The organism is Streptomyces sp. MBT53 (genome assembly GCF_016654115.1).
GTDB lineage: Bacteria > Actinomycetota > Actinomycetes > Streptomycetales > Streptomycetaceae > Streptomyces.
Genome location: NZ_JAEQAZ010000238.1, coordinates 1 through 11559, shown reverse-complemented (window position 1 = coordinate 11559; position 11559 = coordinate 1). Strand labels below are relative to the sequence as shown.

Here is an 11559-nt window from a genome sequence, read left to right as displayed (position 1 = left end):
GTCGTGTTTCACGTGAAACACGACACCTCTCTTCTTCAGAGCGGGAGCTTGAAGCCCACATGCGAGGCCGTGAAGCCGAGTCGCTCGTAGAACCGGTGGGCGTCGGTACGGGTGGCATCGGAGGTCAGCTGGACCAACTGGCAGCCCTGGCGGCGCGATTCGGCGATCGCCCACTCGATGAGCTGTGTCCCCAGGCCGCTGCCCCGCTCGTCCGCGTGGATCCGTACGGCCTCGATGATCGAGCGTGTGGCGCCCTTGCGCGACAGCCCGGGAATGACCGTGAGCTGGAGGGTGCCGACGACACGGCCCTCGCGCACGGCGACGACCAGGTGCTGGTTGGGGTCGGCGGTCAGGCGTTCCAGAGCGGCCAGGTAGGGCGTCAGGTCCTCGGGCGACTCGCGCTGGGAGCCCAGGGGGTCGTCGGCGAGCATGTCGACGATGGCGGGGACGTCTTCGGTGGCCGCGGCTCGTATCTCAAGATCTCCCATGCTCACACCTTAGGCAGCGGTGTGCGGCGAGGGACGGGGCAGGCTATGCGGGCGCGTGCATCGACTCCACGACGCGGACCAGCGGCGCCAGCTCGGGGTTCCCCGCCGCCGCGTCGAGAGCTTCGCGCAGGGCGGTGTCGTTGGTGGGGCGAGCCTCTTCGAGCAGGGCGAGGCCGGCCTCGGAGACGTTCGTGTAGATGCCCCGGCGGTCGGTCGGGCACAAATACCGGGCGAGCAGACCGCGGTCCTCGAGTCGGGTGACCAACCGGGTGGTGGCGCTCTGACTGAGGACGACCGCGTCGGCGACCTGCCGCATCTGCAGATGGCCTCCGTCCCCGTCGTGCTGTCGGCTGAGCACGTCGAGCAGGGAGTACTCCCGCATGCTCAGGTCGTGCTTGGCCTGCAGGGCGCGCTCGATGTGCGCCTCGATCCTCCCGTGCAACAGGGAGAGTGCGCACCAGCCCTGGGCAAGGGCAGTGAGTGCGGGGTCCGTCGCTGTCATTGGCGTTTCCTCCGTCCCGGAGCGGCTGAACCCAGGATAGAGCACAGGTGAAATAGTCCGCGCTTGCATATAGCCCGCGTCTGCAACTATTGTGAACGCACGCAAAGCGCTCCTGCAATCTTCTGGGAAGGGTACATCCCCATGCCTCTCGCGCTCCTGGCCCTCGCGATCGGGGCCTTCGGAATCGGAACGACCGAGTTCGTGATCATGGGTCTGCTGCCCCAGGTCGCGGGTGACTTCGGGGTCTCCATCCCCACCGCCGGCCTGTTGGTCACCGGCTACGCGCTGGGTGTGGTGATAGGCGCCCCGCTGATGACCGTCCTCGGCACCAAGATCCCCCGCAAGCGGATGCTGATGCTGCTGATGGGCCTCTTCATCGTCGGCAACCTGCTCTCCGCCGTCGCCCCCAGCTTCTCCGTGATGCTGATCGGCCGTGTGGTCGCCTCGCTCGCCCACGGCGCCTTCTTCGGCATCGGCTCGGTCGTCGCGGCCGAGCTCGTCGCCCCGGACAAGAAGGCCGGAGCCATCGCGATGATGTTCACCGGGCTGACCGTCGCCAATGTCGTCGGCGTCCCGCTGGGCACCCTCGTCGGGCAGTCCGTCGGCTGGCGCGTCACCTTCGCCATCGTCGCGGGGCTCGGCGTGATCGGCCTGGCCGGCATCGCCAAGCTCGTGCCCGACCTGCCCAAGCCCGAGGGTGTGCGACTACGGCACGAGCTGGCCGCCTTCAAGAACACCCAGGTGCTGCTCGCCATGGCGATGACCGTCCTCGGTTTCGGCGGTGTCTTCGCGGCCATCACCTACATCGCGCCGATGATGACCCATGTCGCGGGCTTCGCCGACGGCTCCGTCACCTGGCTGCTCGTCCTCTTCGGCCTCGGCATGGTCGGCGGCAACCTCATCGGCGGCAAGTTCGCCGACCGCGCCCTGATGCCCATGCTGTACGTCTCGCTCGGCGCCCTGGCCGTGGTGCTCGCGCTCTTCACGGTCACCGCGCACAACAAGATCGCGGCAGCCGTCACCATCGCGCTCATCGGCGCCCTGGGCTTCGCCACCGTGCCGCCGCTGCAGAAGAGGGTCCTCGACCAGGCGCACGGCGCCCCGACGCTGGCCTCCGCGGTGAACATCGGCGCCTTCAACCTCGGCAACGCGCTGTCCGCCTGGCTCGGCGGCATCGTCATCGCGGCCGGCCTCGGCTACACCGCCCCCAACTGGGTCGGCGCCGCCCTCGCCGCGGCCGCCCTGGTCCTCGCGATCCTCTCGGCCGCCCTGGAGCGCCGCACCGGCGCCCGCGGCACGGTCGTGGCGGGCGGCCTGCCGAGCGAGCAGCGGACCGTCGTCCACCACTGACCCCGCCGGGCAGCGGCGGGGAGACACGGGGCCAGGGCCGTCCCTGCGACTCCCGACCGCACCCGTCCGTCCCATCCGTCCTTCCGACACCACCAACAGCAACACCCGCAAGGAGAAACCCTGATGAGCACCACCACCGCCGTAGCCCCGCTGACCATCCAGGACGCCGAAGCGCTCGTCGACCACGCTCGCCGTGCCGCGGAGGCCGCCGGGGTCACGGTCAGCGTCACCGTGCTGGACGCGGGCGGTCATCTGCTCGCCTTCAGGCGCGACGACCGGGCCGTGCTGATCTCCGGGGAGACCAGCACCCGCAAGGCGTACACCGCGCTTCAGCTGAACGCGGCCACCGCCGACCTCGTCGACGCCGTCCAGCCCGGAGGCCTCTTCCACACCCTGCCGACCGCGCTCGACCGACCGCTGCTGTTCATGGCGGGCGGTCTCCCGGTGCACCGCGACGGTCGGCTGATCGGAGCGATCGGGGTCGGTGGCGGCGCGCCGTCGCAGGACCACGGCTTCGCCCAGGCCGCCGTAGAAGCACTTGTCTGACGTCTCAAGGCGGCTGGAACGCCGGTTCTCGACCAGGTCGGGAGTCGGCGTTCTCCATGCCCGGAGGTGTCAGCCGGCCGCGACCGTGAGGGGCGCGAACCGTCGTGTCCAGTCGCCGGGCAGCTCCGCGATTCCGTATGTCATCACGGAGTTGGAGGCGCAGTACTCCAGCCCACGTGCCTTCGCCCAGGACAGGAGCTCTTCGTGGCGTACGTCGATGTCGGTGCGCAGGGGGCGGTCGGTACGGGCGGCGAGTGAGGCGAGGAGAGCCTTCGCCGTCTCCGGATCCTGTGCGATCAGCGGGCCCACGACCTGTGTGTCCATGTTGGGCCAGGCCGCCGCGTACCCGATGATCCGGCCGTTGTCCTGCGCCACCCGCAACTGGTCGGCGAAGGCGGGCAGTCGTGTGATGAGGGGCGTGCGGTCGGTGCCGAACACCTCCTCGTCGAGCCGGAGAATGCCGGTGAGGTCCTCGGCCGTGGCCGCACGGGTGGCGATCCGGGACTCGGGTCCATCGGATCCGGCAGGGGTGAAACGACCGCGCAGCATCTCGGCCCGGCCGGTCACCTTGAAGCCGAGTTCCTCGTAGAGCGGGAGGCCGTTCGGGGTCGCGTGCAGGGTCAGTGGCGTGGGGCTCAACACGGACAGCAGGTGGCGCATCAGCCGCCGTCCCACGCCCTGGCGGGCATGGCGTTCGGCGACCAGGACCATGCCGATGGCGCCGAGATCCGGGCGGTCCTGCGGGCCGTACTCCGTGACGACACACGCCGCGCCGAGGCCGCCCTCCGGGCTGTCGATGCCGTACCCCGTCCCCGCGCTGAGGAGGAAGCCCCACTTGTGCTCCTCGCGTGGCCACCCCCGGTCCTCGGACAGGTCGGCGCAGGCGATGCGATCGCGGAGCGTCAGCCGGCGGATGGGCAGAGCGGCGAGGGAGTGAGTCGGCACGCAGGTCAGGCTGTCTGACTGCGTTGTCGGCGTCCACCCGTTTCCGGGGAGACGTACCTGCTTTTGGCCATGTCATGGCCGACTGCACGACGGCTCGGCGGAAGCCGGATGTTTCACGTGAAACAGCGGCGAACGGCCAGCATCCGGCAGGCTCGCGAAAGTGTCACAGTTCCGCCCACTAACCTCGTGGCCCATGGCGAGACTTCATCTCTTCGACCTCGACGGCACTTTGCTGCACGGAACCAGCGCACCCCTGGAGATCTCACGTCAACTCGGTCTGGAAGCCGAGACAGTGGCGCTTGAGCAGGAGATTTCGGCTGGGCTGATCGGGCCGCCGGAGTATGCGACCCGTGTGTACGCGCTCTGGGCGGATCTCACGGAGGCGCATGTGGCGGCGGCCTTTGAAGGGGCCCCTTGGCTGGCTCGGATCCGTGACGTCTGGGCCGAGATCCGGAGCGCCGGCGAATACTGCGCCGTCGTCTCGCTCTCGCCGTCCTTCTTCGTGGAGCGGCTCACGGGCTGGGGTGCGCACGCGGCACACGGATCGCTTTTCCCCGCCGTGCCCTTCAGTGAGCCTTCCATGGACCTGACCGGAGTCCTCGATGCGGCCGCCAAAGTGGTGATCGCGGATCGGCTGTGTGAGGAGTTCGGGGTGACGAGGGCGGATTGTGTCGCCTATGGCGACTCGATGTCGGACAAGGATCTGTTCGGTGCCGTGCCCGTCTCCGTCGCGGTGAACGCGGATGGACATCTGGCGGGCCTTGCCACCCACTCCTATGCGGGACGGGATCTGTGGGATGCCTACGAATTGGTGCGCGGCGCCCGGTAGTTGAGGGAATTGATGGTTCGCCCCTCCGCCTGTTCACGGGGGAGCAATGCGGGACTTGTGCGCGTACCGAGGGCCGGTATGGTCGACTCCGGTTCTGGTCCGCAGCCGGGTGCCGCAGGAGAGTACTGCGGGCAATGTCACACTCTCGCCTTACTTGTCCGTACGCAGCGGGAATGTGGGTTGGATATGGCTGTATTGGCCGCTTGAGCGAACGGGGAAAAGCAAGCAGTCCGCGCGGAAAGCAGGCAGCTTCCGATGGGGGAAGCACGCCGACCGACCGAAAGATGTTCGAGGCGAGGCACACCATGGACGCTCCGACCACCACGTCGGCCGACAACGGCCCGTCCGGCGGCGGAAGCGGCAGCAGCGGAGGCGGCTGGTTCACGCCACGCAAGCAGCCGGAGGTGCCTCCGGGCGAAGAGCGGGAGACGACAGGGGTACGGCGTCCGGCCGTGATGCGACCGGTTCGCAGGTCCGCGGCGGGTGTCAACGAGCCTCCGCCCACAGCGAGTTCGGATCGGTCCGCGCAGAGCGCAGACGGCCTCGCGCCGGAACCGGACGGACACGGTTCGCCGCAGGGCGGCCCGCCCGACCAGGAGCGAATACCGCCGACCACGACCGCCCCCCAGCCCTTCACCCCGGCCCGGCCTCCGTCTGCCGTACCTCCGCAGCCCTTCGTCCCTGCTCAAGCCTCGTCTCCCGCACCTCCACCCTTGGCTCCAGCTCAGACCCAGCCTTCCGCACCCCCGTCACCCGCGCAGCCGTCACCCTCCACGCCCGCTCAGGCCCTGCCTCCCGCGCGGTGGTCGGCCGCACCCGTGCCGCCCGCCGCCGCGACGGATTCGGCGGCCGTCGTGCATGTGCCCGCCCAGCGGTCTGTCGGCACCGTCACCGAGAACGCGTCTCCCGACGCCGTGCTCATCCGCCGGACCATGGCCGAAGTCGCCCCGGTGGCCGACAAGGTCACCTCGTACTTCTACGCGCTGCTCTTCGTACGCCACCCCGAGCTGCGCTCGCTGTTCCCGGCGGCGATGGACACCCAGCGGGACCGGTTGCTCAAGGCGCTGCTCACCGCGGCCGAGCACATCGACAACACCGAGGTCCTCGTCGCGTATCTGCAGAACCTCGGCCGCGGGCACCGCAAGTACGGCACCCGGCCCGAGCACTACCCGGCCGTCGGCGAGTGCCTCATCGGGGCGCTCAACAAGTACGCCTCCGGTGTCTGGGACGCCGGGACGGAGGCGGCCTGGGTCCGGGCGTACACGACGATCTCGCAGGTCATGATCGACGCGGCTGCCGCGGACGAACTGCGCGCCCCGGCCTGGTGGCACGCGGAGGTCGTCACCCACGATCTCCGGACCCGGGACATCGCGGTCGTCACCGTCCGCCCCGACCAGCCCTACCCCTTTCTCGCCGGGCAGTACACGAGCCTGGAGACGCCCTGGTGGCCGCGGATCTGGAGGCACTACTCCTTCGCCTCGGCGCCCCGCTCGGACGGGCTGCTGACCTTCCATGTGAAGGCCGTCCCGGCGGGCTGGGTGTCGAACGCGCTGGTGCACCGCGCCCGACCCGGTGACGTCATCCGGCTCGGTCCGCCGGCCGGCTCGATGACCGTGGACCACGCCACCGACAGCGGGCTGCTCTGCCTGGGTGGTGGCACCGGCATAGCGCCGATCAGGGCACTGGTCGAGGACGTGGTCGAGCACGGCGAGCGGCGGCCGGTGGAGGTGTTCTACGGGGCCCGTACCGACCACGACCTCTATGACATCGACACGATGCTCCGGCTCCAGCAGGCGTACCCGTGGCTCACGGTCCGGACGGTCGTCGACCAGCAGGCGCATCTCCAACTCCCGGACGCCATCCGGACGTACGGGCCATGGCGCGGCTACGACGCCTATGTCTCGGGTCCGCCCGGAATGATCCGCAGCGGTGTCGACGCGCTGAAGGACGTCGGCATCCCGGCGGAACGCATACGGCACGACTCGGTCGAGGAGCTGGTGGCCGCCGGGGACTGATCCCTGGCGCCGGAGCGGTCAGCCGAGGTCCGGGGCGTGCATCGCGCGGACCCCTTCGATGTTGCCGTCCAGATAGTGCCGCAGGGACAGGGGCACGAGATGGACGGACGCGATGCCGACTCGGGTGAACGGGACTCTGACGATCTCGTACTCGCCGAGAGGAGCGTCCACTTCGGGGCCGTGACGCAGCGCCGGGTCCATGGACTCCAGGTGGCAGACGAAGAAGTGCTGGACCTTCACGCCGGTCGCCGTGGCGTCCGCGCCGATGTGCTCGACGGTGTCCACGAAGCAGGGAACCACGTCGGTGATCTTGGCGCCGAGCTCCTCGTGCACCTCGCGGTGCAGGGCATCGACGACGGTGGTGTCCTCGGGCTCGACTCCGCCACCAGGCGTGACCCAGTAGGGATCCACACCAGGCTTGGTGCGCTTGATCAGGATCAGGTCGTCGCCGTCGAGGAGAACGGCACGTGCGGTGCGCTTGACCACGGGTCGGACGGTCATGGGAGAAATGTGGCCCGGCTGGTTCCACGTGAAACATCGCGAAACGTCACCTTGTTGGTTCAGAGCGTGACATTTGGCGGCGTCGACGCTAGGCGGCGACAAAGTACCTGGTCAGCCCCATCCCGTGGCCGCGCGGTGCAACCACTCGTGAGCCCGGGCGATGTGCGGCATCGCGAGAGTTCCGGTGCGGACGACCAGGAAGTACGTCCGCAGGGGTGGTACCGCCGGTTCGTGGAGCGGGACGACCTCGCCGCGTTCCAGGGCGAGGGCGCAGAGATACCGGGGCAGCACCGCGAGTCCGGCGCCCGCGGTCGCGCAGGCGAGCACCGCGCGCAGGTCGGGAACGATGACGCTGCCCGAGGCGGCCGGGCGGGAGTCGAAGACGGAGGCCCAGTACCGGGAGACGAAGGGCAGCGACTCGTGCACCTCGACCACGGGGAGGTCGTCCAGGGTCGGCGCGTCCATGCGATCGAGCTTCCCGGAGCCGGAGCCGGAGCCGGAGCCGGAGCCGGAGCGGATCTGTTCGGCCCGGTGCGGAGCGGCGACCAGGACGTGTTCCTCGTCGCAGAGCGTTGTCGCCGTGAGCAGGGCACCCCGTGGACGGGCCGTGCTGATGGCCAGATCGTGATGTCCGGCGGCCAACCCCTCCAGGGTTTCCTCGGCGTTCCCGAAGGAGGCGCGCAGTGCGAAGGACTGGCCGTCGTCGCCGGTCAGCTCCGTGAGCGCGGGCAGCGCCCGCTCGGCGGTGAACTCGGGCGGCCCGGCGAGATGCAGGGTGCGCAGGGAGGAGTCGTTGTCGGGGCCGGTCTCGGCTATCTCCACGAGGGCGTCGAGATGCGGGGCGGCCTTGTGCGCGAGTTCGTCGCCCATGGTCGTGGGGGTGACTCCACGGGCCTGGCGCAGGAACAAGGGGCGGCCCAACTGCCGTTCCAGGGTGCGGATCTGGGACGTCACCGCGGGCTGCGAGAGACCGAGCAGGGCTGCGGCGCGAGTGAAGGAGCCGGCTCGATGCACGGTCACGAAGGTGCGCAGCAAGGCCAGATCCATGGCACGCACTCTCCTTTCCCCGCCCTTTCTCCGGCCCCGGGCAGGGCCCAACTATAAATAAGTCGATAGGCCGCTGTCGCTACTGTGATTGGACACTGACACAGAGTCAACTAGCCTTGTGCGCGCGGTTCTTCGCGCGCAGAACCGAGGACGGTCCGAGCCACGAGGGGGGAGGCTCGGACCGTCCGTTGTGCGTAGCCGGACACCGACCGGCGGTACGTAAAGCGGTCACCGCGCCGACTCGTCCAGCGCACGCAGCACATCGGCCACCAGGTCCTCGGGATCCTCGACGCCCACCGAGAAGCGAACGAAGCCCTCCGGCACCGCGTCCCCTCCCCAGCGTCCCCGGCGTTCGGCGGTGGACCGCACCCCGCCGAAGCTCGTCGCGTCGTCCACGAGTCGCAGCGCGTCGAGAAAACGCTCGGCACGCGCGCGCGTGGGCAACGTGAACGAAACCACACACCCGTAGCGCCGCATCTGCCGCGAGGCGACCTTGTGCGAGAGATCGTCGGGCAGCCCCGGATAACGCAGCCCCGTGACGTCGTCCCGCCCCCGCAGTGCCTCGGCGAGGATCAGCGCGGTGGCGTCCTGCCGGTCCACGCGCAGCTGGAGCGTGGAGATGGAGCGGTGCGCGAGCCAGGTCTCCATGGGCCCGGGGATCGCGCCGATGACCTTGCGCCAACGGCGTACGGCCGTCATCGCGGAGGCGTCGGTTCCGGCGACGTATCCCAGCAGGAGGTCCCCGTGCCCGGTGAGCTGCTTGGTGCCGCTCGCCACGGCGAAGTCGGCGCCGAGTTCCAGCGGGCGCTGTCCCAGGGGCGTGGCGAGGGTGTTGTCGACGGCCACGAGGGCGCCACGCGCGTGTGCCGCCTCGACGAGCCGCCGGATGTCGCAGACGTCGAGTCCGGGGTTCGAGGGGGTCTCGATCCACAGCAGTTTCGCGCCGTCGAGAAGGTCGAGCTGAGAGTCCCCGCCGGTCGGCGCGGTGCGTACCTCGATGCCGAACGCCTCCAACTGGGCGCGCACCAGGGGCAGCACCTGATAGCCGTCGTTCGGCAGTACGACCGTGTCGCCGGCGCGCAGCTGGGAGAAGAGCACCGACGAGATGGCTGCCATGCCGGAGGCGAACACGAGCGTCTCGACGCCGTTCAGCCCGGGCGCCTCGAGCTCGCCGATGGCGCGCTCCAGGTGGGTCCAGGTCGGGTTGTCGTCACGGCCGTAGCTGTACGGGCCCGTCACCTCGCCCGGGAGATGGAAGTGCGCGGCGAACACCGGCCCGGGCAGGGTCGGTTCGTGCCTGACGGGCTCGGGCAGACCCGCCCGCACCGCGAGCGTGCCGTCCCCGGCAACGCCTCTGACACCTCCGTCTGCAGCGGAATCACTCATATCGCTCGTCCCTCCACTTCCTCGCGTACTGCGGCGAGCAGGCCTTCGCTCGCCGCCTCCACCATCTCAAGACACTCTTCGAAGCCGTCCAGACCCCCGTAGTACGGATCCGGTACGTCGAGGTCGTCGTCGCCGGCGGAATCAGAAGGGGCGTGCGAAGCACTCGTTGAGGGGTGGTGGTCGGGCGACGGGCGGGCGTAGGAGCGCAGCAGGTGGACCTTCTCGGCGTCCTGCTCGGTCGGGGCGAGATGGCGCAGGGTCTTGCGGTGGCCGGAGTCGAGTGCGATGACGAGGTCCAGGCGGGCGAACCAGGAGGCCTGGAACTGGCGTGCGGCATGGTCGGTCCCGTAGCCGTGCTCCGCCAGGACGGCGACGGCGCGCGGGTCGGCGCCGTCGCCCTCGTGCCAGCCGCCGGTGCCCGCGCTCTCGACCTCGACCCGATCGCCGAGCCCGGCCTCCTCCACCCGCGCGCGGAAGACCGATGCGGCCATCGGGGAGCGGCAGATGTTGCCGGTGCAGACGAAGCTGACGCGGTAGGTCATCGCGCGCTCAGTCCCCGTCGGGCAGGGCGAGGTTGAGCGCCCAGGAGACGACCGAGATGATCAGGCCGCCCAGGACGGCCGTCCAGAAGCCGTCGACGTGGAAACTCAGGTCGAGCTTGTCGGCCAGCCACGAGGTGAGCAGCAGCATCAGCGCGTTGACCACCAGGGTGATCAGACCGAGCGTCAGGATGAACAGCGGGAAGGTCAGCACCTTGACGATCGGCTTGACCAGGAAGTTCACCAGGCCGAAGACCAGGGCGACGAGGATCAGGGTCCAGACCTTCTTGAAGGTGCTGTCGCCGGTCAGGGTGATCTTGTCGATGAGCCATACGGCGACCGCCAGGGCACCCGCGTTGGCGATCGTCTTGACTAGGAAATTCTTCATGTGTCTGATCGTGACAGAAGAGATCGAATCCGAGCGTGGACGAGGGCGATGAAGGCATTCCGGTTGGATGAACTGGAGGCGGAGCGTGCCGCCAACGACGGCGCATACCTGCAGTTCCTGCGCGAGAAGAACATGTCGGTCGGCCTCTACGCGCTCGACGCGGGCGACCACGACCGGCAGCAGCCGCACAACCAGGACGAGGTCTACTTCGTCGTGAGCGGCCGTGCCGCGATCACCGTCGGCATGGAGACCACCCAGGTGGCGCGCGGCAGCGTGGTCTATGTGCCGGCCGGGGTGGCCCACAAGTTCCACCACATCAGCGAGGATCTGCGGGTGCTGGTGGTGTTCTCGCCGCCGGAGGCCTGACTCTCCCCCTGAAGCCTGACCCCGCGTCTCAGGGTTCCCTAGGGGAACGGTCAGGGGAGGACAAGGGATGCGAGGCCCCCGTTCTGCCTTCGGCCGCCCTAGCATCGGGTGCAGGACATCAGAGGTCCGGCACAGCAGTGCCGGACACCGACAGGACCCGGTACGAGCGACGGGCGGAGAGGTAAAGGACGAGGGCGATGCGAGAGATCTTCGGCGGACTGCCGTGGTGGGTGAAGTGGGTCGCGGTGCCGGTCATCGCCCTGGTCGTGTTCGGCGGGCTGATAACGGCCGTTCTGACGGTCGTCATCGGACTGCTCTTCAAGGCGCTGGTCTTCGTGGCGCTGGTCGGCGGACTGATCTACGTCGTGCGGAAGTTCACGGCGGGTTCCTCCTCACGCAGCGACTGGTGAGGCCCTGCCGGGCAACCGGTGATCGGTAACAGGAATCACCGGTTCCCTCGGGCGGGGGAAGTTTTCCGGACAGGCCGTCTGCGGGCGGTGGCAGGCGGTTACAGTCCGGAATTCGACGCGGGGACGAACCCCGCGGGCGGCGCACCCCCTCCCCGTGTTCCCCGCACGGGCTGCCACCTCGCGCTCCGGAAGTGACCCTTGGCCACGGTTGACACCGCACCCGTAGAACCGCACGCACCCCCCACCC

At 69.3% G+C, this 11559-nt stretch carries 14 protein-coding genes; 6 read left to right on the top strand and 8 right to left on the bottom strand.

Annotated features, from left to right (window positions below; genetic code table 11):
* Window positions 1-35: 35 nt before the first annotated feature.
* Window positions 36-488, bottom strand: coding sequence for a GNAT family N-acetyltransferase (locus tag JHN45_RS45500; RefSeq protein ID WP_200713271.1), 453 nt, complete (start codon window positions 486-488; stop codon window positions 36-38).
* A 43-nt stretch (window positions 489-531) separates the two neighbouring features.
* On the bottom strand, window positions 532-990 hold the full coding sequence (locus JHN45_RS45495; RefSeq protein ID WP_019073386.1) for a MarR family winged helix-turn-helix transcriptional regulator: 459 nt from the start codon (window positions 988-990) through the stop codon (window positions 532-534).
* Between the two features lie 141 nt (window positions 991-1131).
* Here JHN45_RS45495 and JHN45_RS45490 point away from each other — a divergent pair, with 141 nt between their 5' ends.
* Entirely contained in the window at window positions 1132-2340 is a 1209-nt protein-coding gene (locus JHN45_RS45490) for an MFS transporter (protein WP_200713272.1), read from the top strand.
* A 123-nt stretch (window positions 2341-2463) separates the two neighbouring features.
* Entirely contained in the window at window positions 2464-2886 is a 423-nt protein-coding gene (locus JHN45_RS45485) for a heme-binding protein (RefSeq protein ID WP_201055285.1), read from the top strand.
* 69 nt (window positions 2887-2955) lie between these two features.
* Here the strand turns inward: JHN45_RS45485 and JHN45_RS45480 are convergent, their stop codons facing one another.
* Window positions 2956-3831: a GNAT family N-acetyltransferase gene (locus JHN45_RS45480; protein ID WP_201055284.1), complete on the bottom strand. Its 876-nt coding sequence runs from the start codon at window positions 3829-3831 to the stop codon at window positions 2956-2958.
* Window positions 3832-4024: 193 nt separating this feature from the next.
* Here JHN45_RS45480 and JHN45_RS45475 point away from each other — a divergent pair, with 193 nt between their 5' ends.
* Together JHN45_RS45475 and JHN45_RS45470 are read left to right on the top strand one after the other, a co-directional pair.
* Window positions 4025-4660 (top strand): HAD family phosphatase, encoded by a 636-nt coding sequence (locus JHN45_RS45475; protein ID WP_201055283.1) that lies wholly within the window; start codon window positions 4025-4027, stop codon window positions 4658-4660.
* 305 nt (window positions 4661-4965) lie between these two features.
* Complete coding sequence (locus tag JHN45_RS45470) at window positions 4966-6675, top strand: globin domain-containing protein (RefSeq protein WP_374195684.1); 1710 nt, start codon at window positions 4966-4968, stop codon at window positions 6673-6675.
* A gap of 18 nt (window positions 6676-6693) precedes the next feature.
* Here the strand turns inward: JHN45_RS45470 and JHN45_RS45465 are convergent, their stop codons facing one another.
* The 5 genes from JHN45_RS45465 to JHN45_RS45445 form a co-directional block, all read right to left on the bottom strand.
* Window positions 6694-7176: an NUDIX domain-containing protein gene (locus JHN45_RS45465; RefSeq protein WP_019073392.1), complete on the bottom strand. Its 483-nt coding sequence runs from the start codon at window positions 7174-7176 to the stop codon at window positions 6694-6696.
* Between the two features lie 111 nt (window positions 7177-7287).
* Window positions 7288-8223 (bottom strand): LysR family transcriptional regulator, encoded by a 936-nt coding sequence (locus JHN45_RS45460; RefSeq protein ID WP_201055281.1) that lies wholly within the window; start codon window positions 8221-8223, stop codon window positions 7288-7290.
* A gap of 228 nt (window positions 8224-8451) precedes the next feature.
* The gene (locus JHN45_RS45455) at window positions 8452-9609 is read right to left on the bottom strand and encodes a cystathionine gamma-lyase (protein ID WP_201055280.1); all 1158 of its coding nucleotides are present in this window, start codon (window positions 9607-9609) and stop codon (window positions 8452-8454) included.
* A complete protein-coding gene (locus tag JHN45_RS45450; protein ID WP_201055277.1) occupies window positions 9606-10151 on the bottom strand; it encodes a low molecular weight protein-tyrosine-phosphatase in 546 nt (181 codons plus the stop codon). Before JHN45_RS45450 ends, JHN45_RS45455 begins: the two co-directional genes overlap by 4 nt.
* Before the next feature lie 7 nt (window positions 10152-10158).
* Complete coding sequence (locus JHN45_RS45445) at window positions 10159-10536, bottom strand: phage holin family protein (protein ID WP_019073396.1); 378 nt, start codon at window positions 10534-10536, stop codon at window positions 10159-10161.
* Between the two features lie 48 nt (window positions 10537-10584).
* Between JHN45_RS45445 and JHN45_RS45440 the strand changes: the two genes are divergently transcribed.
* Both JHN45_RS45440 and JHN45_RS45435 read left to right on the top strand, forming a co-directional pair.
* Complete coding sequence (locus JHN45_RS45440; RefSeq protein WP_019073397.1) at window positions 10585-10902, top strand: cupin domain-containing protein; 318 nt, start codon at window positions 10585-10587, stop codon at window positions 10900-10902.
* 197 nt (window positions 10903-11099) lie between these two features.
* A complete protein-coding gene (locus JHN45_RS45435) occupies window positions 11100-11312 on the top strand; it encodes a DUF5326 family protein (protein ID WP_019073398.1) in 213 nt (70 codons plus the stop codon).
* The last annotated feature ends 247 nt before the right edge of the window (window positions 11313-11559 follow it).